Source organism: Mycolicibacterium hippocampi, assembly GCF_010723735.1.
GTDB classification, from domain to species: Bacteria; Actinomycetota; Actinomycetes; order Mycobacteriales; family Mycobacteriaceae; genus Mycobacterium; species Mycobacterium hippocampi.
In genome coordinates, this window is record NZ_BLLB01000002.1 from 5,560,498 (window position 1) to 5,582,826 (window position 22,329).

The following is a 22,329-nucleotide window of genomic DNA, read 5'->3' on the forward strand; positions in this document are numbered from 1 at the left end:
TGCTCGTCTTCTCCTCGCGCGAGCGCTCGTCGGGGGTGGTCGTCACCGGCCCTCCAATACTCGGTCTTCGAGCTGCGAGCGCGCGTCGTCGTCGTCGCCTTCGATTCGCGCAACCGGCTTGTCGGCCTCCCAGACGCAGTCACGTTCGGCACCGTCGTCGAGCTCGTCGTCGGCGGCCAGCAGGTACCGGTACTCGGGGACATCGGCGAGCATCTCGGCGTGGGTGCCGACGTGGGTGATGGTGCCGTCCTGCAGCAGCGCCACCCGGTCGGCGAGCATCACCGTCGACGCCCGGTGTGCCACCACGATGCCGGTCACGTCGTGCAGCACCCGGCGCAGCGCCTCCTCGACCACCGCCTCGGTGTGGACGTCCAGAGCGGACAGCGTGTCGTCGAGTACCAGGATCCTCGGGTCGGCCAGGATCGCGCGGGCCAGCGAAAGCCGTTGACGCTGACCGCCGGACAGGCTCATGCCCTGCTCCCCGATGCGGGTGTCCAGGCCGAACGGCAGGTCGTAGACGAACTGCGCCGCGGCCACCTCGACCGCCTGGCGCAGCTCGGCGTCGGTGGCACCCGGTCGGCCCAGCCGCAGGTTCTCCGCCACCGACATCGAGAACAGCGTCGGATCCTCGAACGCAGTGGCCACCGCGTCCCGCAGCGCATCCAGCGACAGCTCGCGGATGTCCTGGGCGTCGATGCGGATCTCGCCCTCGCTGACGTCGTAGAGCCGTGAGATCAGCCCGATCAGCACCGACTTGCCCGCACCGGTGGTGCCGACCAGAGCGAGCGTCTCACCCGGCTCGACGGTGACGGTGACGTGCCGCAGAACCCACTCCTCGCTGTCGGGAAACTTGAAACCGACATCGATGAGCTCCAGCCGCCCACCCTTCGGGGTCTGGTCCCGCGGACCGTCGGTGATCTCGCGGGGCGCGTCGAAGATTTCGGCGATGCGGTTGGCCGCGGTGAAGGATTCCTGAGTCATCGACAACAGAAAGCCCAGCGAAGCGATCGGCCACACCAGCGACAGCATCATCGTGATGAACGCGACGAGCGTGCCCATCGTCACATACCCATGGCCGGCGGCGTACGCGCCGAAACCGAGCACGATGATCAACGTCAGGTTCGGGATGATCTCCAGCAGCGTCCAGAACTTCGCCGACACCGACACCCGGCTCACCTGCGTGTCATAGAGGTCGGTCAGTTGGTCGTCGAACCGCTGGTAGACGTAGTCCTCGCGGCCGAAGGACTTGACGACGCGAAGGCCGAGGGCCGACTCCTCGACGTGCGTGGCCACGTGGCCGGCCTGGTCCTGGGCCAATCGCGACAGCCGGGTGTACTCCTGCTGGAAGTGCAGCACGGTCAGCGTGATCGGCACGATCGACACCAGCACGACGACGCCGAGCGGCCAGTACATCGCCAGCAGGATCGAGGTGACGACCGCGATCTGCAGCACGTTGAGCATCAGGAAGATCAGGCCGAACGACATGAACCGGCGAATCGTGCCCAGGTCGTTCATGATCCGCGACAGCAGCTGACCCGACTGCCAGCGACCGTGGAACGACATCGGCAGGATCTGCAACCGCGCGTAGAGGTCCTTGCGGATGTCGGCCTCCACGCCCATCGTGGCGCGCGACACCAGCCAGCGTCGGATGAACCACAGCACCGCCTCGGCGACCCCCACCGCCATCGCCGCGGCGCCGACCACCCAGAGGCCCTGCTGGTCCTGGTGGCGGACCGGGCCGTCGATGACCGCTTTGGTCATCAGCGGGATGGCCACGGTGGCGCCCAGGCTGGCGAGCGCGGTGATGATCATCGCGATCCACCGCACCCGGTAGGGCATCAGGTACGGCAGCATCCGCCACAGATCCGAGCTCGGCCTGACCCGCCTGGCCGGGGGGCCGATTGCGGGCGCCGCCCGAAGCGCGTTCAAGGAGTCACTCACTTAGAACATCTTCCCATTGCGCGCAAGGGATTAACCCCTCTGCCGGAACTGCATTCCGGGAGGGAATGGTCGAGTGCGCGCCTGCCGGAACACAGTTCCGGCGGTTGGTGCCGAACTGGGTGCGGTACAGCTCGGCGTAGCGGCCGCCGCGGGACAGCAGCTGCTCGTGGGTGCCACGCTCGACGACGCGCCCGTCCTCGACGACCAGGATGACGTCGGCGGCCCGCACGGTGGACAGGCGGTGGGCGATGACGATCGACGTCCGGCCTGCCAGCGCCTCGGCCAGTGCCTGCTGCACGGCGGCCTCCGACTCCGAGTCCAGCGACGCCGTCGCCTCGTCGAGGACCACCACCTGCGGAGACGCCAGCAGCACCCGCGCGATCGTCAGCCGCTGCCGCTGCCCACCGGAGAGCCGGTAGCCGCGCTCGCCCACCACGGTGTCCAGCCCGTCGGGCATGTCGGCGACGAGGTCGGCGAGCCGCGCCCGCTCCAGTGCCTCCCACAACTGGTCGTCGCTCGCCTGCGGCGCGGCCAACAACAGATTCGACCGGATCGACTCGTGGAACAGGTGGCCGTCCTGGGTGACCATGCCGACGGTGGCCTTCAGCGACGCGAACGTCAGGTCGCGCACGTCGACACCGTTGAGCCGGACGGCGCCGGAGTCGACGTCGTACAGCCGCGCCAGCAGTGCCGCCGTCGTGGACTTGCCGGCTCCCGACGGCCCGACCAACGCCACCATCTCACCCGGCCGCGCGGTGAACGACAATCCGTGCAGTACCTCCTCGCCGCCGCGATCGTCCAGTTCGGCCACCTCTTCCAGTGACGCCAGCGACACCTTGTCCGCGGCCGGATAGGAGAAGCGGACGTCATCGAATTCCACCGATACCGGTCCGGCGGGGACATCGGTCGCATCCGGGCGCTCCCGGATCAGCGGCACCAGATCCAGCACCTCGAAGACCCGCTCGAAACTGACCAGCGCCGTGGCGACCTCCACCCGCGCGTTGGCCAGTGCGGTCAGCGGCGCGTACAGCCGGGTGAGCAGCAGCGCCAGCGACACGATCGCGCCTGCCTGCAGCTGCCCGCCGATGGCCAGCGCCCCGCCCAGTCCGTACACCAACGCCAGCGCCAGTGCCGACATCAGCGTCAGCGAGTTCATGAACGTCGCCTGCAGCATCGCGGTACGCACCCCGATGTCGCGCACCCGGCCGGCTCGCACCCGGAACTCCCGGGATTCGCTGGTCGCATCGCCGAACAACTTCACCAGCGTCGCCCCCGGTGCCGAGAAGCGCTCGGTCATCTGGGTGTTCATCGTCGCGTTGTGCGCCGCCGCCTCCCGCGACAGCCGGGCCATCGTGCTGCCGATCCGCCGGGCCGGGATCAGGAACAGCGGCATCAGCGCGAGCGAGGCCAGTGTGATCTGCCACGAGATGCTCAGCATCACCGCGAGCGTCAGCGTCAGCGTGACGAGGTTGGACACCACCCCGGACAGCGTGTCGGAGAACGCCCGCTGGGCACCCATCACGTCGTTGCCCAGCCGGCTGACCAGAGCGCCCGTGCGGGTGCGGGTGAAGAACGCCACCGGCATCCGCTGAACGTGATCGAACACCGCGGTACGCAGGTCCAGGATCAGACCCTCGCCGATCCTCGACGACAACCAGCGCGTGAGCAGCGACACCACCGCTTCGCCGACCGCGACCGCGGCGATCACGGCCGCCAGCGCCACCACCACCGCAGAACTGCCCGCACCGGTGATCTCGTCGACGACACGCCCCGCCAGCAGCGGTGTCAACACGGTCAGCACTGCGCCGAGGACGCTGAACCCCAGAAACACGGCGAGCCTGCGGTGATGCCGCGCGGCGAACCGCCAGATCCGGCCCAGCAGGCGACGGTCGGCCAGTGATCGCAGATCTCCGCCACGCGCCCTGGTCTGCCGGTACAGCGATTGCCGGGCAACCGTTTCCAAACTCATGTTTTCACCGTAGAACCTCAACGATGGATGAGGTCAAAGCCTTCCCGGGCGATCGACGGTGATCATTCGATGACCAGATCCGGGTTTTGCAGAGGCAAGTGCGAGTGGCCGGCTCCAGAAGTCGGATCCCGTGCTGTGGCGCAGCCTCCCCCAGCCTAGGCCTCGCATCGGGCAAGATTGCGGGCATGGACAGTGGTGTGGGGTCGCCCAGGGTTCTCGTGGTCGACGACGATCCCGACGTCCTGGCCTCGCTGGAGCGGGGGCTGCGACTGTCCGGGTTCGAGGTGTTCACCGCGGTCGACGGCGCGGAAGCGCTCCGCAGCGCGACCGAGACCCGGCCCGACGCGATCGTGCTCGACATCAACATGCCGGTGCTCGACGGTGTCTCGGTGGTGACCGCGCTGCGCGCGATGGACAACGACGTGCCGGTGTGCGTGCTCTCGGCGCGTTCGTCGGTCGACGACCGGGTGGCGGGGCTGGAGGCCGGCGCCGACGACTACCTGGTCAAACCGTTCGTGCTGGCCGAACTGGTGGCGCGGGTCAAGGCGCTGCTGCGCAGGCGGGGGTCGACCGCGACGTTCTCGTCGGAGACCATCGCGGTCGGCCCGCTCGAGGTCGACATCCCCGGTAGGCGGGCGCGGGTCGACGGGGTCGACGTCGACCTGACCAAACGGGAGTTCGACCTGCTTGCGGTGCTCGCCGAGCACAAAACCGCCGTGCTGTCCCGGGCGCAGCTTCTCGAACTGGTGTGGGGATACGACTTCGCCGCAGACACCAACGTCGTCGACGTGTTCATCGGGTATCTGCGGCGGAAACTCGAGGCCAACGGTGCGCCACGGCTGCTGCATACCGTCCGCGGCGTGGGGTTCGTCCTCAGGCAGCAGTGATGAGCGCTTGCGCGAAGAACAGACAGCAGTGATGAGCGCTTGCGCGAAGAACAGACAGCAGTGATGAGCGCTTGCGCGAAGAACAGACCACAGTGATCGCGCTGTCGCGGGTCTTCCGACGCACCCCGTCGCTGCGCACCCGCGTCGCGCTGGCCACCGCACTCGGCGCGGCGATCGTCGTCGTCATCGTCGGCAGCGTGGTGTGGATCGGCATCACCAACGACCGCAAGGAACGCCTGGACCGCCGACTCGATGAGGCGGCCGGTTTCGCGATCCCGTTCCTGCCCCGCGGCCTCGACGAGATCCCGACGTCACCCAACGACCAGGATGCGATCATCACGGTGCGCCGCCCCGACGGGCCGGTGACCTCGAACTCCAAGGTGGTGCTGCCCCAGCTGGAACCCGGCTACGGCGACACCTACGTCGGTGATGTCCGCTACCGGGTGCGCACGGTCGACATCCGGCTGCCCGAGCCGATGTCGGTGGCGGTCGGTGCGACCTACGATGCGACCATCGCCGACACCAACAACCTGCACCGCAGAGTGCTGATCCTGTGTGTGTTCTCGGTGGGCGCGGCAACGCTGCTCGGCTGGCTGCTCGCGGCGTTCGCAGTGCGGCCGCTCAAACGGCTGGCACAGCAGACTCGCCAGATCGACGCCGGCGACGAAGCTCCCGATGTCGAGGTGCGCGGCGCCAGCGAAGCGGTGGAGATCGCCGACGCCGTCAACGGCATGCTGCAGCGCATCTGGAAGGAGCAGGGCAACACCAAGGCCGCGCTGGACTCGGCGCGCGACTTCGCGTCGGTCTCGGCGCACGAGCTGCGGACGCCCCTGACCGCGATGCGGACCAACCTCGAGGTGCTCGCCACGCTGGACCTGGCCGAGGACCAGCGCAAAGAGGTCGTCGGCGACGTCATCCGCACGCAGACCCGCATCGAGGCGACGCTGGGAGCGCTGGAACGACTCGCGCAGGGCGAGTTGTCCACCGAGGACGACCACGTGCCGGTGGACATCACCGAGCTGCTCGACCGGGCCGCATTCGACGCGATGCGGGTCTTCCCCGACCTGGACGTGTCGCTGGTGCCTGCGCCGACGGTGATCATCGTCGGCCTGCCCGCCGGCCTGCGGCTTGCGGTCGACAATGCGATCGCCAACGCCGTCAAGCACGGCGGCGCCGGCCGGGTGCAGCTCTCGGCTGTCAGCTCGCGGGCAGGGGTCGAGATCGCGGTCGACGACGACGGTGTCGGGGTGCCCGACGAGGAACGCACGGTGGTGTTCGACCGGTTCTCCCGAGGATCCACCGCATCGCACTCGGGCTCGGGTCTGGGCCTCGCGCTGGTGGCCCAGCAGGCCGACTTGCACGGCGGCACCGCGACGTTGGAGGCCAGCCCGTTGGGCGGGGCGCGGCTGCTGCTGCGACTACCCGGACCACGCTAGCGCCCGTTCGCCGGAACGGTATTCCAGGCGCGGAATCCCGCGTTCGGGGCGCCTGGAACGCAGTTCCGGCGGTGGTTTAGCGCGTGGCCAGCAGGTCGATGACGAAGATCAGCGTCTTACCGGAGAGTCGGTGCCCGCCCCCGGCCGGTCCGTACGCCTGCGCCGGCGGAACGGTCAGCTTGCGTCGCCCACCGACTTTCATGCCGGGGATGCCGTCCTGCCACCCCTGGATCAGTCCGCGCAGCGGGAACTCGATCGACTCGCCCCGGTTCCACGAGCTGTCGAATTCCTCGCCCGTGTCGTATTCGACGCCGACGTAGTGCACCTCGACATTGGCGCCTGGAACGGCCTCGATGCCGTCGCCGACAACGATGTCCTCGATCAGCAATTCGGTCGGGGCGGGCCCGTCGGGGAACTCGATTTCTGGTTTGGTAGCCACCACGTCACCCTACTGTGAGCTCAACGCTCGATGAATGTCCGGTTCAGCTGGGCGCGCAGCAGCGCGGGATCGCGGTGCGCGTCCAGGTAGGCCAGGTAGCCGTCCGGGCGGATCAGTGCCAGCCCTCCGTCGGGAAGGCCGTAGCGTCGCCACACCGCGGTGTCTGCCACCACCACCGTGCCTACTACATCGACGAAACCCTCTGTGGCCCTGTCGGTATCGGGCGGCTCAGGACCGAACCAGGCGAGCGTGTGGCGCGTCGGGTCGAACTCGAAAAGCGCGGGCGCCCGGTCCCCCACCGCGACCCGGCCGCGTGGCCCGGCGCCGCTGTGGTCGTGATACGAGACATCGATCTGGGATATGGCACGTGTCAAGGTCTGTTGCACGTGCGGGCGGGCCAGCACCAGCGGGGCCACCCTGCGCCGGAACGCCGTCGATACGGGGTTGCGCAGCAACGTCATCCGGGTCACCCTTCGGGTTCCCTCGACCAGACGGGCGGCGACGGGTGCGCGTTCGGTCGCGTACGTGGCCAACAGCTCGGGCGGCGCCGTCCCCTGTGCCACCGCGGCGAGTTTCCACCCGAGATTCATCGCGTCGGCGATGCCGGTGTTCATGCCTTGCGCCCCGACGACCGAATGGATGTGGGCGGCATCGCCCACCAGGAAGACACGACCCTTCGAATGTGTCTGTGCGCGACGCTGATTGATCCGGAACCGACCCGCCTGCCGGATCTCTGCGATGGTTGCGCCGGAGGGCGCACAGACGTCGACGGCCTCCTGCAACTCGTCGCGGGTGACGTCGCCGTCGGGCACGGCGTCAGCAGGCTGGGCCACCGCGATCCGGTGCCAACCGTGCAGCATCGGGAAGTAGGCGACGAACCTGCCCCGGTTGAGGTACGCGAAGAACTGGTCGTGCGGCAGTACCCAGTCCATGCGCAGGTCGGCGACGGCGAAGTTCTCCTCGAAAGCCGACCCGACGAAGCCGACCCCGAGCTCGTGCCGCACCGTGCTGTGCGCACCGTCGGCACCGACAAGCCATGTGGCCGTGACCTCTTCGACGGATCCGTCGGCATGTCGCAGCCGGGCCGCCACGCCGGAGGGGTCCTGGTGCAGACCGGTCAGCTCGACATTGCGCTCCACCGCCACGCCGAGTGCCGCGAGGTGGTCGGCCAGCACATTCTGGGTGTGGTTCTGCGGGATCATCAACAGGAACGGATACGGGCTGTCCAGTCCGGCGAAGTCGGCCCGCAGAATCTGGCGGTTCTCACTGAACACGTTGAAGATCCGGGCCCGAAGACCGCGCTCCAGCAGTCGTTCCACCAGACCCGCATGCTGGTAGAGCTCCAGCGTCCGGGCCTGCATGCCCAGCGCCCTCGTCTCGGTGTTGGGTCCGGACGCGGCGTCGACGATCCGCACCGCCACTCCCCTGCGTGCCAGTTCGATCGCCGCCGTCAGCCCGCTCGGGCCGGCGCCCGCGATGAGAACATCGGCGGTTCGGCCTGTCACGACACCTTCCTCCCTGTCACCTCGTCGAGAAATCGGATCTGGTCGGCGAGCACCCGTTCTCGGTGGTGCGGCCGGTAGAAGTCGAAGTGGCCGAGGGGATAACGCCGCAGCACTCCGTGTGGCGCGCGGTCTGCGATCAGTGCGGCGTCGGCTTGTTCGGTTTCCCGGTCGAACTCGCCGACTGCGACCAGCACCGGCATCTTCAGCTGTGGTGCCACATCTCCGGGCCGGTAGCGCATCATGTCGAAGAGCGCCCTGGGGGCGACCTCGTTGCGCCATGTCCGACTGCCCATCGCCGCGACGGCCTGTTCGGCTTCCTCGCCGGCCATCACGGCCAGTTCACCTTCCCCACCCACAGCGGCGATGTAGTGCGGCGGGCATGACAACCAGCCGCGAACACGGTCGGTGAGCATCGCCAGCAGCAGTCGCATCGTGGCGCGCATTGTCCGCCCGCGTACTCGCCGGGGGAAGCCGTTGAACGGGATCTGCGCGATCACAGCGGTCACCAGCGGGTCGGTGGCCGCGACCGACACCACGTGCCCCCCGCCCAGGGAGGTGCCCCACAACACGATGCCGGAAGCGTCGGGGCGCGTCCGCGCGAACGAGATCGCGGCGCGGATGTCATCGAGTTGACCGTCGAGGTCGACGAGCTGTCGTGGTTCACCGTCGCTGAGCCCGAAGTGGCGGTAGTCGAACGTCATCGCGTGATAACCGTGCCGCGCGAACTCCTCGGCCGCGGCGACCAGCGAGGGGGTGTCCTGAGTGCCTCCGAAGCCCGGGCACAGGATCACGTAGGGGCTCGGGGCGGTGGCGTTGCACGGGTAGACCAGTCCGCTGCAGCGGGCGGCTCCGGAGACGAACTGGACGGACTCAGGCATCGCGACCGTCCCCGAGCCCGGGTGAGGCGCCCAGGATGCGGACCAGCAACGCGATCACCCCGCGCCGATGAGCCGCCAGGTCCAGATCGACGCGGCCGGTGTAGACGTTGTGCAGATTTGTCAGGGCGCCGAGTACCGCGGTCGCGGTCATCTCGGCGTCCACGGCGTCGAATTCGCCGGAGCGCATGCCGTCACCGACAAGGTCCGTCATGGCGGGCAGCAGGTCGGTGGACACGAGGGTGGAGACCTTCTGGTCGACCTCAATCACGGCGGGAGGCTGCGGCTGGCGGAGAATTCCGTCGGGCGCCTCGGCGAGCCGGTAGGTGTGGTCGAGGAACCTCACCAGACGCGCTCCCGCGGCCAGCGAGGTGTCCGCCAGTATCGCCACGTACTGGCCGGTGAGCGCCTGTGCCGCAGCGGTCGCGCATGCGTCGAACAGCTCTTCCTTCGACCGGAAGTGGTGATAGAAGCACCCTTTGGCGACGCCGAGCTCGCCGATGATGGCCTCGACCGTCGTCTTCTCGTAGCCCTTCCTGGCGAACAACCGCAGCGCGGTGTCGACGATCTCGCTACGGCGGACGTCGGGCTTCTTGACCTCCCGCATGAGTGCAACGCTAACCGACCGACGGTCGGTCTGTCGAGTCCTCCTTGGGGTGAACGCGCCCATCCGGCAGACTGGTCTGGTGGCATCCGACAGAGAAATCCTGGACCGCGTCAACGAGCTGATCAGCCAGGAGAACGAGCTGCGCGACAAGCTGCAGCACCACCAGATCGACGAAACCGAGGAACACCGTCGGCTGCAGTCGATCGAAGTGCAGCTCGACCAGTGCTGGGATCTGCTCCGTCAGCGCCGCGCGCTGCGCGACAGCGGCGGCGATCCCGGGAACGCGCAGGTGCGCCCCGCCGGCGAGGTCGAGGGCTACCTCGGCTGACCGGCGCAGCGGTGACGCACACTGACGTCGTCATCGTCGGCGGCGGACACAACGGGCTGGTTGCGGCGGCATACCTGGCCCGGGCGGGCCGCCGGGTCCAGGTGCTCGAGCGCCTCGACCACGTCGGCGGGGCGGCGGTGTCGGCGCACGCGTTCGAGGGCGTCGACGCGCGCCTGTCGCGCTACTCCTACCTCGTCAGCCTGCTGCCGAGAAGCATCGTCGACGACCTCGGCGTCCGGGTCAGACTGTCCCGGCGTCGGTACTCGTCCTACACCCCCGACCCGGCCACCGGCGGCCTGACCGGGTTGCTGGTCGGACCGGAGTCGACCTTCGGCGCAATCGGGGCAGCCGCCGACGAAGCCGGTTTCGACGGCTTCTACCGCCGCGCCGCCGCCGTGACCGCGCGGTTGTGGCCGACGATGACCGAACCGCTGCGCACCCGCGCCGACATGCACCGGGCGATCGTCGCCGACGGCGGCGCCGACGCGGACGCCGCGTGGCGGGCGCTGATCGACCGTCCCATCGGCGAGATGATCACCGCCGCAGTGGACAACGACCTGGTGCGCGGGGTGATGGCGACCGATGCGCTGATCGGTACGTTCGCCCTTCTCGACGACGAATCGTTGCGCCAGAACGTGTGTTTGCTGTATCACCTGATCGGCGGGGGCAGCGGCGACTGGGACGTGCCGATCGGCGGGATGGGCGCGGTCAGCGGGGCGCTGGCGGCCGCGGCCACCGGCTTCGGCGCAGACATCGTCACCGGCGCCGAGGTCTTCGCGATCGAGCCGGACGGCGAGGTGCGCTACCGGAACGGCGACGCCGAGCACCGGGTCGGCGCCGACCATGTGCTGGCCAACGTGACACCGGCCGTGCTGGCCCGGCTGCTGGGTGCGCCCGAACCCGCGCTCGCGCCCGGCGCGCAGATCAAGGTCAACCTGATGCTGCGCCGGCTGCCTCGGCTGCGTGATGAAACCGTCACGCCGGAACAGGCTTTCGGCGGAACCTTCCACATCAACGAGACGTTCAGCCAACTCGACACCGCGTACCGCCGGGCCGCCGGTGGATCCGTGCCCGACCCGCTGCCTTGCGAAATCTACTGCCATTCACTGGCCGACCCGACGATCCTCTCCGATGAATTGCGCGCCGCCGGCGCGCACACCCTGACCGTGTTCGGGCTGCACACCCCGCATGGACTGGCGAGTTCGGGGACACCTGAGCGGATCCGTGATTCGCTGACCTCGGCGGTGCTGACATCGTTGAACTCCGTGCTCGCCGAACCCGTCCAGGATGTGCTGATGGAGGATTCGTCAGGACGGTTGTGCATCGAGGCCAAGACGACGTTCGACCTCGAGCGTTCACTCGGAATGACCAACGGCAACATCTTCCACGGCGCGTTGATGTGGCCGTTCGCCGAGAACGACGAACCGCTGGAGACACCGGCGCAGCGATGGGGAGTGGCGACCGCACATGACCGGATCCTGTTGTGCGGATCGGGATCTCGACGCGGTGGCGGGGTGTCGGGCATCGGTGGTCACAACGCGGCGATGGCCGTGCTGCAGGGTTAGCGCCCGGTCAGCTTGTCGAGGATCGCCCGCAACGTCGCGATCTCCTGCTCGTCGAGTTCGGCGAGGACCTCGGGAGCAGGATCGTGCACGTCGTCGATCACGCCGACCATGTCGTGGCCGGCAGCGGTCAGCGACACCACTTTGCACCGGCGATTCGTCGGGTCCGTCCGGCGCACCACAAGCCCACGGCCCTCGAGGTCGTTGACAGCCACCGTGGCCGCCGGCGCGTCGACAGTTGCGGCTGCGGCGAGCTCCTTGACCGTCAACGGGGATCGACTCAACCGCTTGAGGATCCGGATCCTGCTGAACGGCAACCCCGATCGCTCGACGACCGCGTGCTTCCAGACGTCCTGGTGGTCGAGGACAAACGCGGCGAGGTCCCGCCACACCGCGTCGGCGAGCTCCCTACTGGACACGGGCCTCCTTCGTCGGCTGTGCCGGACCGGCGATCAGCGGCGCCAACCGCTGCGCCGAGCGCAGGCCACGCTGCGACGTCGAATACAGGCCGAGCGACAGGATCACCAAACCCAGTGCCGCGCAGATGAACCACAGCGGTCGCGCCGCCGTCGCGAAATCTGTGCCGTCCATCGCCAGCGCCGGACCGGCGACCGAACCGCAGAGTGCCACACCGATGCTCACCCCGACCTGACGGCTGGTGGACGTCACCGCCGAGGCCGCGCCGGCACGATCGAGGGGCATACCGCTCACCGCGGCGTTGGTGATCGGCGCGTTGACCATCGAGAAGCCGATGCCGAAGACGGTGAAGACCACCAGCAGCGACCACACCGGCGTCGTCGCGGTCAGGAAGGTGAGCATCACCGCGGCGGCCGAGATCAACACCCCCGCCGCCACCAACGACGGCCGGGCACCGTAACGGCCCACCAGACGTCCCGACAGCGGGGAGAACAACAACGCCCCGAGCGCGATCGGCAGGTAGATGAGCCCGGTGTGCATCGCCGAGAAGCCACGTTCGCCCTGCAGGTACAGCGACATCATGAACAGGAACGCGCCCCACGCGGCGAAGCCACTGACCGCGGTGATCGTCGCCGCGCTGAACGGGATGCTCCGGAAGAAGCGCAGGTCCAGGAACGGATCGGCACGCCGCGATTCGTACCGCAGGAACACCGCGAAAGCAGCCGCCGCGACAGCGGCGATGGCGATCACCCGGGCACTGGTCCACCCCAGCACCGGTCCTTCGATCAGGGCGAAGACCACGCCGAACAGGAAGATCACGGCCAGGCCCTGTCCGACCGGGTCGATGTTGCGCATGGTGGCCGACTTGGATTCCGGCACGAACAGCGCGGTCAGCAGAATCGCCGCCGCACAGATGGGCAGGTTGATCCAGAAGACCGAGCGCCAGCCGATCGTCTCGATCAGCAGCCCGCCCACGATCGGGCCGAGCGACATCGAGATCCCGACCACCGCGCCCCAGGCCCCCAGCGCCCGCGCGCGCTCCACGCGGCCGGTGAAGATCTGCGAAATGATGGACAGTGCAACAGGGTTGAGCATCGACCCGCCGATTCCCTGTAGGAAGCGGGCACCGATGAGCGCGTCGATGGACGGCGCCAGGCTGCATGCCAGCGAGCCGAGCGCAAACAGTGCCAGACCGGTCTGGAACACCCGTCGGCGGCCGAGGCGATCCCCGGCCGCGCCGGCGAGCATCAGCAGCGATGCCAGCACCAGCGTGTAGATGTCCACGACCCACTGCAGTTGCGCGGGAGAGGCGGACAGGTCGGTGCGGATCGCTGGAATCGCGACGTTGACGATGGTCGCGTCCATCGAGACGATGAGCAGGCTCAGGCAGCAGGAAACCAGGATGACGGCCTTGCGCCTGGGCGTCATGGCCGCGACGGCTTCATTCACCCAACGATTGTGAAACTACAACTGTCTGGTCGGCAAGCGGCAGAGTTGTGACGTTCGACGCAGGTGAACGTGCGGGAAATGCCGGCGATTGCGGCGCGTCGGCGTGCAGACCCGCGCGCTCGCCGGGCAATGTCAGCGGGTGTCGAGGTCGGAGTAGTCGCGCTCGGTGTAGCCGGTGTAGATCTGGCGCGGACGACCGATCTTGTTGGGCTCGCCGTGCATCTCCCGCCAGTGCGCGATCCAGCCCGGCAGCCGGCCCAGCGCGAACAGCACGGTGAACATCCGCGTCGGGAAGCCCATCGCCCGGTAGATCACGCCGGTGTAGTAGTCCACGTTCGGGTAGAGCTTGCGCTCGACGAAGAAGTCGTCAGTCAGCGCGATCTCCTCGAGCTCCTTGGCGATGTCGAGCAGCGGATCCTGGACGCCGATCTTGGCCAGGATCTTGTCGGCCTGCTCCTTGACGATGCGCGCGCGGGGATCGTAGTTCTTGTACACCCGGTGGCCGAAGCCCATCAGCTTGACGTTGTCCTCGCGGTCCTTGACCCGCTTGACGAAGGTCGCCACGTCGTCGTCGCCATCGCGGATCTTCGCCAGCATCTCCAGCACCGCCTGGTTGGCGCCGCCGTGAAGTGGACCCCACAGCGCGTTGATGCCGCCGGAGATCGACGTGAACAGGTTGGCCTGCGAGGAACCGACCAGCCGCACGGTCGACGTCGAGCAGTTCTGCTCGTGATCGGCGTGCAGGATGAACAGCATGTCCAGGGCCCGCACGATCTCCGGATCGACCTCGTAGGGCTCAGCGGGAAATCCGAAGGTCATTCTCAGGAAGTTCTCCACCAGCGTCAGCGAGTTGTCCGGGTAGAGAAACGGCTGCCCCTCGGACTTCTTGTAGGCATACGCGGCGATCGTCGGCAACTTTGCCAGCAGCCGGATGGTGGACAGCTCCACCTGGCCGGGATCGAACGGATCGAGCGAGTCCTGGTAGTAGGCGCTCAGCGCGTTGACGGCACTGGACAGCACCGGCATCGGGTGCGCGTTGCGCGGGAAGCCGTCGAAGAACCGCTTGAGGTCCTCGTGCAGCAGCGTGTGCCGCTGGATCTGGGTGGTGAACTTCTCCAACTGCTCGGCCGTCGGCAGTTCGCCGAAGATCAACAGGTAGCTGACCTCGATGAACGTTGATTTCTCCGCCAACTGCTCGATCGGGTAGCCGCGGTACCGCAGGATGCCGGCGTCGCCGTCGATGTAGGTGATGGCGCTCTTGGTGGAGGCGGTGTTGACGAAACCGCCGTCGAAGGTCGTGTAGCCGCTTTTGGCCAGCAACGACCCCAGAGCGATGCCATCCGATCCCTCAGTGGCTTGGACGATGTCAAGGTCGAGCTCGCCACCTGGGTACTTCAGGGTGGCGTGTTCCTGCCCGGCTTCGGCGTTATCGGCCACTGGGATCCCTTCTTGCTTCTATTGGATCTGTCGGGAAATCGCTGAGTCTGCCTACAAAAGGTAGTCCCATTGCACCAGTCACGCCCGCGGGGGGCGGACGGGGGGTCAGACCACCTGTCCAAGCCCGGCGATTTCGCCGGCGAACTCGGCGTAGGTGACATCCAGGACGGCCACCATGTCGTCGATCTCGACCCTGCCCGCGGTGGTGAGATCGTCGGTCAGCTCGGTCAGGGCCGTCATCAGAACAGCCGCCCACACTGCGGCGATCAGCTTGACGCGACGGTCGCCGACGGTGGTGCCCAGTCGTTGCGCCACCACAGCGTCGACCGCACTGGCCCGGTACTCGGCTGCGGCGTGCCGAAGCGCCGGGGAGGTGACGATGATGCGCATGATCTGCAACAGCCGATCCGACGTCAGCGCACCGGCGGGCGCCAGCCTGGTGCCGTGAGCCATCGCGATGTACGCCCGCCGCAGTGCTTCGAACTGACCGATTTCGAGCGGTTGGCGCGCGAGTTCACCGGCCACAGTCGCGAGGATCTCGTCGATCAGCGCCACGGCGATCGCGTCCTTGGTGGCGAAGTACCGCGTGAACGTGCGCGGGGACACGTCGGCGATGGCGGCGATCTGGTCGACCGTGGTGCCGTCGAAACCCTGCCGGTCGCACAGGTCGACGGCTGCGTCGATCAAAGTGGCGCGAGTCCGGCGTTTCTTGCGCTCGCGCAGACCGAGGGCCGGCTCCCCCCTGACTTCAGCCACCTCTGGATGCTATCCCCGCTAAATGTGAATTGAGTGAGAAAGTGGCACCCCCGGACATTTCCGGCCGCTCAGCGGAACGGTTCAGGGCTGCAGGCGTTCGATCCGTCCGCCACACACTCGAATCCTGTTGTGCACCCGGTTCTCCCGGCCCTGCCAGAACTCGACTGCCTCGGGGGCGATCAGGTAGCCGCCCCAGTGTGGCGGCACCGGGACGTCGTCGACGTCGGCGAACCGTTCCGTCACCTCTGCCAGTTGTCGCAGCAGCGCCGCCCGCGACGCGATCGGCCGGCTCTGCAGCGACGCCCAAGCGCCGAGCTGCGAGCCGCGCGGCCGGTTGGCCCAGTACGCTGCCGTCGCCTCCGGGGACACCTTCGTGACCGGGCCCCGGACGTGCACCTGGCGCCCCAGCTGGTACCACGGGAACGTCGCCGACGCGTACGGGTTGGCGGCCAGCTGCTCGCCCTTGTCGGAGTCGTAGTTGGTGTAGAAGGAGATGCCGGTTTCGTCCACGCTCTTGCACAGCACCGTGCGGGTCACCGGCCGTCCCCCGGCGTCCACGGTGCCGACGACCATCGCGTTGGGCTCGGCGACGCCCGCCTGTTCGGCCTCCGACATCCAGGTGCTCAGCAGCGCCACCCAGCCTGCGTCGAGCCAGCCGGCATCGAGATCACTGCTGCCGTCCTTCTCCACCGAGCCGTACTCCACCCGCATCCCGGCCAGGTGATCAGAAGTGCCCACGTGACAACGCTACCGCTCCGGGACGGACTGTCGGCTCGGCCGAGGAGACAGGGTGCAAGAATCGGCGCATGACTTCGGTGCCGAAAGATTTCGCTCCTGGATTGGCGGGCGTGGTGGCGTTCGAGACCGAGATCGCCGAACCGGACAAAGACGGCGGCGCCCTGCGCTACCGCGGAGTGGACATCGAGGATCTGGTCGCGAACCGGGTCACCTTCGGTGACGTGTGGGGGCTTCTGGTCGATGGCCGGTTCGGCCACGGCCTGCCCCCCGCCGAACCGTTCCCACTGCCGATCCACAGCGGCGACGTCCGCGTCGACGTCCAGGCCGGCCTGGCGATGCTGGCGCCGATCTGGGGCTACCCGCCGCTGCTGGACATCGACGACCAGACCGCGCGCGACCAACTCGCACGCGCCTCGGTGATGGCACTGTCCTACGTCGCACAGTCGGCGCGCGGGATCTACCAACCCGCGGTGCCGCAGCGCACGGTCGACGAATGCCAGACCGTCACAGAGCGATTCATGACCCGCTGGCAAGGTGAGCCGGATCCTCGCCATGTCGAGGCCATCGACGCCTACTGGGTCAGCGCTGCGGAGCACGGGATGAACGCGTCCACGTTCACCGCCCGCGTCATCGCATCGACGGGCGCCGACGTGGCTGCCGCACTCTCCGGGGCGATCGGGGCGATGAGCGGGCCGTTGCACGGTGGCGCTCCGGCGCGGGTGATCCCGATGATCGAGGAGGCCGAGCAGACCGGGGACGCGCGCGCGGTGGTCAAGGGCATCCTCGACCGCAAGGAAAAGCTGATGGGTTTCGGCCACCGCGTGTACCAGGCCGAGGACCCGCGGGCCAGGGTGTTGCGTGCCACCGCCCAACGACTCGCGGCGCCGCGGTACGAGGTGGCGGCGGCGCTGGAACAGGCCGCGCTCACCGAGTTGCGGGAGCGCCGTCCCGACCGCGCCATCGAGACCAACGTCGAGTTCTGGGCGGCGGTGATCCTCGACTTCGCGCAGGTGCCGCCGAACATGATGCCCGCGATGTTCACCTGCGGACGCACCGCAGGGTGGTGCGCACACATTCTGGAACAGAAGCGGCTGGGCAAGCTGGTGCGGCCGTCGGCGGTCTACGTCGGGCCGGCACCGCGCAAACCCGAGTCGGTCGAGGGTTGGGATCTGCTCGCCTGACATGACCGGACGCGAACCGCGGGTGGTGTTCGCCTCGGCGGCAGAGAGTTTCGCGGCGCTGGTACGGCGCATACCGGTCGGGCGCTGGGACGGACCCGGCCTCGGGGAATGGGATCTGCGCTCCCTGGTCGGCCACACGTCCAGGTCCCTGGTCACCGTGAGCACCTATCTGCAGACCGCCGCCGGGCACGAAGACGTGCTCGATGCGGCCGACTACTACGCGAAGATCCACGACCTCGCCGCAGGTATGGGGACCGCAGCCATCGTCGAGCGGGGCCGTCAGGCCGGACGCGACCTCGGCGCGGATCCGGTTGCCGCCATCAACACGCTGGTGGCGCGGGTGCGTTCTGACCTGGACGGCGTCGGCGACCCGCTGATCGAGGTGATCGGTGGTCTGGGCATCCGGCTGAACAGCTACCTACCGACCCGGACATTCGAGTTGGCCGTCCACGGGATGGACATCGCCGGCGCCGTCGGCATCGAGTTCGTGCCGCCGGACGACGTACTCGCCGCGGCCGCCACGCTGGCGGCCGAGATCGGCGTCCGACTGGGACGCGGACCCGAGGTGCTGCTCGCGCTGACCGGGCGGGCGGGACTGCCTTCAGGATTCTCGGTGGTCTGATCTCCGATGAGTTTTAGCGGCGCGACTGGTCTCCATCCACGTCCCATCCCGATTGTGAGGAGATCCCATGGCCGTCAACCCTGAAGCCAACCAGCCCATGCTGGTGCCGCACCTCGTCGTCGACGACGCTGCCGCCGCGCTCGACTTCTACGCCAAGGCGTTCGGCGCCGAAGAGATGACTCGTCTGCCCGGTCCGGAGGGCAAGCTGATGCACGCGGCGTTCCGGATCAACGGTTTCATGGTGTTTCTCAACGACGACTTCCCCGAGTTCAACGACGGCAAGTCGACCACCCCGACCGCGCTGGGTGGCTCATCGGTGACACTGCACCTGCACGGCCCGGACGTCGACGGCCGGTTCCAGCGAGCGCTCGACGCCGGTGCCACCGTGGTCAATCCCCTCGAGGACCAGTTCTGGGGCGACCGCTACGGCGTGGTCCGCGACCCGTTCGGCCACCAGTGGTCGCTGGCCGAGACCGTCCGGGAGGTCGACTTCGCCGAGATGACCGCCGAGATGGGCAGTCAGGGTTAGGTCGTCACCGCGTTCGGGACGTACTGCCCGAGCAGCCACAGGGGCAGTCCGTTCGCGGTGGTGATCCCACTCAGCGCGGCGATGCTGTCCGGTTTCGGGGTGCGTTCCAGTTCGGGAGTCTCCGGATCCGAGCCGTACAGGCCGAACTTCAGGTCGTAGCCTTCGGACCATTCGAGGTTGTCGACGAACGACCAGTACGTGTACCCGCGGATGTCTACCCCGTTTTCACCCGTGCGCGAGGCTAGATCCTGTACCACCGAGATGTGGTTGACGATGTAGGACGGCCGCTTGGAGTCGTCGGCGTCGGCGATCCCGTTCTCGGTGATCCACAACGGTTTTCCGTAGGACGCCGCGAGTTCGAGCACCTCGCGGAATCCGCCCGGGTCGGTGGGCTGATTGAAGTCACTGCATGTCGGCGAAGCCTGGCAGCGGATCGGGAAGCCGCGCAGGAACGGGAACCCGGGCACCGGTGCCACACCGAAACCGATCATTGGCTGCGAGCCGTAGTACTGCACGCCGAGGAAATCGACCTTGCCCACGAAGTCGGCGAACACCTCGTTTGCGGTTTTGATGCCGTCGAAGTTGACATCCACCCACCCGTCGATCACGGCGTTCGGGAACCACTGGTTGTAGTAGTGGTTCCAGGCGTCGGCGGCCTGCACATCGAGAATGCTCACCGGATTGGCCGGCCGCGCCGGGATCATGTTGTGGGCGAATCCCACAAACGCGGCGGGGCCGCCTACGTTCGCCGGCTCGGTGTCCCAGGCGTGGATCGCGTCGTAAGCCGCGACGTGGCCGATGGCCTGGTTGACGACGAACGTCGACGCGAGGTCGGGACGGATCACCCCGGGCGGCCAGTTCGGCACCACCCACGGGATCGCCAGCAGCTCCGTCAGCACCGGCGGGAAGGGCTCGTTGACGGTGACCCAGTTGTCGACCTGGTCGCCGAACTTCCACGCCACGTAGGCGGCGTACTTCTCGAACTCCTCGGGTGTGCTCGACGACAGCCACCCCGCGGCGGGTGCGGGCAGCCCCAGCTGGATCAGCGGACGCGCGACGATCGGGTCGTGCACCCACACCGGCAGGGTGAAGTGGTTGACGGTCACCATCGGGTCGAGGCCACGCAACCGCAGCGCGTCGAACACTGCCCGATAGTGGCCCACCTCATCGAGGTTCGCCAGCGCGTCGAGCGCCTGCAGATCGGCAAGGCTGACGCCGCCGCCCTCATCCGAGATATCAATAGCTGCAGTGGAATTCGGGAAGATACGGCTCCACTCGATGCCCATCCGGAAGGTGTTCACGCCGAGTTCGTCGCGCGCCAGGTCGGCGTCGTTCTCGTAGGAGACATACGCGCCAGGGCCATCTTCGGGCACCCCGTCGACGAGGCCGAGGAGCTGGTTGAGTGGATCGTGCACCCACCGGTACCAGTCGGAGTTGGTGTCCACAGGCGAACCGGGGCCGCCTTCGGCCTGGAATCCGGAGTGCGCCACCCCCCAGCGGAAGCCGTCGGGCAGTGACAGATCGACGCCCTCCACGGGATCGACCGTGACGGTGACGGTGTGGGCCACCCGGTGCCCTCCGCCGGGGTAGAGCAGCGGGCCCAGAATGGGCACGAACTTCAGCAGGCCGAGCAGTCCGCCGATCTGGAGGCCGGCCCGCTGGTCGCTGACGACGACGGTGAACGAGTCGGTGCCGCCGACCGCTGCCATCGCGTTCATCGGCCGGTAGATGAAGTCGCCGTTCTGGTCGACGTGCACAGTGCCACCGTTGTGCGGCCTGCCGATCACCGTGTAGCTCAGTGGGTCTCCATCACGGTCTTCGAACCCGACTGCGCCAGTCACAACGACATCGCCCTCGAGGGTCAGGCTCTGGGTGTAGGGCAGCGGGTTTTCGACCCGAGTCGGTCTCTGGTTGAAGAACTCGCGTCGGATCCAGGCCAGCAGTGCCCATTCGGCGGGGTCGGCCGACGGCGCAGCCGGCTTCGACACGAACGGCTGCAGCAGGGCCTCGACGAAGCTGCTGGCGAGATCGACCACATACGTCACGGCGGTTCGCAGGTCGTATGCGGTGGGCCACGGACGCCATGACGGGACCTCGGGTGGCGCGATGGTGGTGGTGGTGACGATGCTCGGCGTCGTCGGCGCGCCCGACGCGGCCTCCTGAGTCACCGCGATTGAACCGGCGATGTCTGGGGGTTCGGCGACGGCTTCTGCTGTGACCGTGGCGGCCTGCGGGCGGCGGGCCGGTGCGGGCCCCGTTTCCTCGATTCCCTCGGCAGCATCGTCCGTACGGGGCAGCGCCCGCTTGGGTTCGGCTGCCTCGTCGGTCTCGGTCGGTTCGGCAGGAGTGGGGTCGTCCTCAGTGTCTTCGGCCTCGGCGTCGTCGGCGTCGGCATCGTCGGCATCGTCGGCATCGTCGGCATCGTCGGCATCGTCGGCATCGTCGGCATCGTCGGCATCGTCGGCATCGTCGGCGGTGTCGTCGGTGTCTCGGCTGTCTTCGGCATCCGGGTCTGCGTCATCTTCGTCGCCGGCAGCGCCCCTCTTGCCCGAGGAACCGCCGGCGTCGGTCGGTGATGCCGGCTCCGACACGGACGCACCGGCCGCCGAGGAAGGACCATCGGATTCCTCGGTCGCCCATGCCGTCCCGGTGCCGGTGAACACGGCGGCGCCGACCCCCAGGGCGACCGCCAGGCTTCCGACGCGACCGATGACCTGTGCAGAGTTCACCTCCACTGCATACCTCCCCCGGGCCTCGTTGGGGCAGCTTCGGCCGAAGACGACCCCGCGGAGATCAGGCAGGTGTGTTCACCTCACGGGGACGGGTGCGGACAGTGATAATTACCCGTCGACTGACTGTGAGGGTGGAGCTTGTGATTTGGCTGCTGCAGATTCCTGCACCGATACTGGGCTTGCTCTGGGTCGTCGTGATCGTCGGGTTCTCCGTGGGCGGACTCCTGGTCTTCCGCAAGCTGGTCTCACACACCCGGCTCGAGAACGCGAACACGGTGTCGGGCACCATGTTCCAGCTGACCGGTGTGCTGTACGCCGTGCTGGTGGCCTTTGTGGTGGTGGTGGTCTGGGAGCAGTTCGGCGACGCCGAGGACGCGAGCACGATGGAAGCCAACGCCATCTCCGACCTGCTCCGCGACTCGGTCGCCCTGCCCGCCGAATCACGGACGTCGATCGAGCAGGCCCTGGTCGCCTATACCCGCGACGTGATCGAGGACGAGTTCCCCCGGATGCACCGGGGTGAGCCGGTCGAGCTGCGGTCTGAACAACTCGTCGCCGTCTGGGAGGCCTACCTGGCGGTGCAACCGCAGACGCGCAACGAGATCGCCTTCTTCGACCACTCGATCGGCCGGTTGAGCGACCTGGACACCGACCGCTCGCTACGGGTCTCGGCCAGTGGGGCCTCGGTGCCCGGCGAGCTCTGGGTTCTGCTGGTGGGCGGCGGCGGTGTGGTGATGGCGTTCACGTTCCTGTTCGGCACCCGCGACGTGGTCGTCCACGCGCTTGCGGTCGGCCTGACCGCGGCGCTGCTGGCCTTCGTCCTCTACCTGATCTTCGCGCTGGAACACCCGTACGTCGGCGATCTGTCGGTGCAGCCGACCGAGTACGTCAACGTGCTGGAGGCGTGGGCGGTGTGACG

20 protein-coding genes are annotated in these 22,329 nt (G+C 67.9%); 8 read left to right on the forward strand and 12 right to left on the reverse strand.

Annotated elements, in window-relative coordinates:
- Window positions 1–42: 42 nt before the first annotated feature.
- A complete protein-coding gene (locus G6N53_RS27760; protein WP_163894607.1) occupies window positions 43–1,941 on the reverse strand; it encodes an ABC transporter ATP-binding protein in 1,899 nt (632 codons plus the stop codon).
- On the reverse strand, window positions 1,934–3,910 hold the full coding sequence (locus tag G6N53_RS27765) for an ABC transporter ATP-binding protein (protein WP_163894609.1): 1,977 nt from the start codon (window positions 3,908–3,910) through the stop codon (window positions 1,934–1,936). Before G6N53_RS27765 ends, G6N53_RS27760 begins: the two co-directional genes overlap by 8 nt.
- Window positions 3,911–4,086: 176 nt before the next feature.
- Between G6N53_RS27765 and prrA the strand changes: the two genes are divergently transcribed.
- Both prrA and G6N53_RS27775 read left to right on the forward strand, forming a co-directional pair.
- Window positions 4,087–4,797, forward strand: coding sequence for a two-component system response regulator PrrA (gene prrA, locus G6N53_RS27770; RefSeq protein WP_163896415.1), 711 nt, complete (start codon window positions 4,087–4,089; stop codon window positions 4,795–4,797).
- A 92-nt stretch (window positions 4,798–4,889) separates the two neighbouring features.
- Window positions 4,890–6,233 (forward strand): HAMP domain-containing sensor histidine kinase, encoded by a 1,344-nt coding sequence (locus G6N53_RS27775; protein WP_163896416.1) that lies wholly within the window; start codon window positions 4,890–4,892, stop codon window positions 6,231–6,233.
- A 76-nt stretch (window positions 6,234–6,309) separates the two neighbouring features.
- On the opposite strand, the gene G6N53_RS27780 is transcribed toward G6N53_RS27775, so the two are convergent.
- Genes G6N53_RS27780 through G6N53_RS27795 form a run of 4 tightly spaced genes read right to left on the reverse strand, consistent with a single transcriptional unit; the run spans window position 6,310 to window position 9,659 of the window.
- Window positions 6,310–6,672, reverse strand: coding sequence for an FKBP-type peptidyl-prolyl cis-trans isomerase (locus G6N53_RS27780; protein ID WP_163894611.1), 363 nt, complete (start codon window positions 6,670–6,672; stop codon window positions 6,310–6,312).
- Between the two features lie 20 nt (window positions 6,673–6,692).
- Complete coding sequence (locus tag G6N53_RS27785) at window positions 6,693–8,177, reverse strand: FAD-dependent monooxygenase (RefSeq protein ID WP_163894614.1); 1,485 nt, start codon at window positions 8,175–8,177, stop codon at window positions 6,693–6,695.
- Entirely contained in the window at window positions 8,174–9,055 is an 882-nt protein-coding gene (locus G6N53_RS27790) for an alpha/beta hydrolase (RefSeq protein ID WP_163894616.1), read from the reverse strand. The genes G6N53_RS27785 and G6N53_RS27790 overlap by 4 nt, the downstream gene beginning before the upstream one ends.
- On the reverse strand, window positions 9,048–9,659 hold the full coding sequence (locus G6N53_RS27795) for a TetR/AcrR family transcriptional regulator (RefSeq protein WP_163894618.1): 612 nt from the start codon (window positions 9,657–9,659) through the stop codon (window positions 9,048–9,050). Before G6N53_RS27795 ends, G6N53_RS27790 begins: the two co-directional genes overlap by 8 nt.
- 79 nt (window positions 9,660–9,738) lie before the next feature.
- Between G6N53_RS27795 and G6N53_RS27800 the strand changes: the two genes are divergently transcribed.
- Both G6N53_RS27800 and G6N53_RS27805 read left to right on the forward strand, forming a co-directional pair.
- On the forward strand, window positions 9,739–9,987 hold the full coding sequence (locus G6N53_RS27800; protein ID WP_163894620.1) for a DUF2630 family protein: 249 nt from the start codon (window positions 9,739–9,741) through the stop codon (window positions 9,985–9,987).
- A gap of 11 nt (window positions 9,988–9,998) precedes the next feature.
- Window positions 9,999–11,552: a phytoene desaturase family protein gene (locus G6N53_RS27805; RefSeq protein WP_163894622.1), complete on the forward strand. Its 1,554-nt coding sequence runs from the start codon at window positions 9,999–10,001 to the stop codon at window positions 11,550–11,552.
- Here G6N53_RS27805 and G6N53_RS27810 read toward each other — a convergent pair.
- The 5 genes from G6N53_RS27810 to pdxH form a co-directional block, all read right to left on the reverse strand.
- Window positions 11,549–11,968 carry a MarR family winged helix-turn-helix transcriptional regulator gene (locus tag G6N53_RS27810; RefSeq protein WP_163894624.1) on the reverse strand — a complete coding sequence of 140 codons (420 nt, stop codon included), beginning with the start codon at window positions 11,966–11,968 and terminating at the stop codon, window positions 11,549–11,551. The genes G6N53_RS27805 and G6N53_RS27810 overlap by 4 nt on opposite strands.
- Window positions 11,958–13,394, reverse strand: coding sequence for an MFS transporter (locus G6N53_RS27815; RefSeq protein ID WP_163896417.1), 1,437 nt, complete (start codon window positions 13,392–13,394; stop codon window positions 11,958–11,960). The genes G6N53_RS27810 and G6N53_RS27815 overlap by 11 nt, the downstream gene beginning before the upstream one ends.
- 153 nt (window positions 13,395–13,547) lie before the next feature.
- Window positions 13,548–14,852 (reverse strand): citrate synthase, encoded by a 1,305-nt coding sequence (locus G6N53_RS27820; RefSeq protein ID WP_163894626.1) that lies wholly within the window; start codon window positions 14,850–14,852, stop codon window positions 13,548–13,550.
- Window positions 14,853–14,957: 105 nt separating this feature from the next.
- Window positions 14,958–15,608: a TetR family transcriptional regulator gene (locus G6N53_RS27825; RefSeq protein ID WP_163894628.1), complete on the reverse strand. Its 651-nt coding sequence runs from the start codon at window positions 15,606–15,608 to the stop codon at window positions 14,958–14,960.
- A gap of 81 nt (window positions 15,609–15,689) precedes the next feature.
- On the reverse strand, window positions 15,690–16,319 hold the full coding sequence (gene pdxH / locus G6N53_RS27830) for a pyridoxamine 5'-phosphate oxidase (RefSeq protein ID WP_163896418.1): 630 nt from the start codon (window positions 16,317–16,319) through the stop codon (window positions 15,690–15,692).
- A 95-nt stretch (window positions 16,320–16,414) separates the two neighbouring features.
- On the opposite strand from pdxH, the gene G6N53_RS27835 reads away from it, so the two are divergent.
- The 3 genes from G6N53_RS27835 to G6N53_RS27845 all read left to right on the forward strand — a co-directional run bounded on the left by G6N53_RS27835 (window position 16,415) and on the right by G6N53_RS27845 (window position 18,678).
- On the forward strand, window positions 16,415–17,527 hold the full coding sequence (locus tag G6N53_RS27835) for a citrate synthase 2 (protein ID WP_163894630.1): 1,113 nt from the start codon (window positions 16,415–16,417) through the stop codon (window positions 17,525–17,527).
- Window position 17,528: 1 nt separating this feature from the next.
- Window positions 17,529–18,149: a maleylpyruvate isomerase N-terminal domain-containing protein gene (locus G6N53_RS27840; RefSeq protein WP_163894632.1), complete on the forward strand. Its 621-nt coding sequence runs from the start codon at window positions 17,529–17,531 to the stop codon at window positions 18,147–18,149.
- Window positions 18,150–18,216: 67 nt separating this feature from the next.
- Entirely contained in the window at window positions 18,217–18,678 is a 462-nt protein-coding gene (locus G6N53_RS27845) for a VOC family protein (protein ID WP_163894634.1), read from the forward strand.
- On the opposite strand, the gene G6N53_RS27850 is transcribed toward G6N53_RS27845, so the two are convergent.
- Window positions 18,675–21,407, reverse strand: coding sequence for a family 1 glycosylhydrolase (locus tag G6N53_RS27850; protein ID WP_163894636.1), 2,733 nt, complete (start codon window positions 21,405–21,407; stop codon window positions 18,675–18,677). The two genes, G6N53_RS27845 and G6N53_RS27850, sit on opposite strands and share 4 nt — an antisense overlap.
- Window positions 21,408–21,550: 143 nt before the next feature.
- Here G6N53_RS27850 and G6N53_RS27855 point away from each other — a divergent pair, with 143 nt between their 5' ends.
- A complete protein-coding gene (locus G6N53_RS27855; protein WP_163894638.1) occupies window positions 21,551–22,327 on the forward strand; it encodes a bestrophin-like domain in 777 nt (258 codons plus the stop codon).
- The last annotated feature ends 2 nt before the right edge of the window (window positions 22,328–22,329 follow it).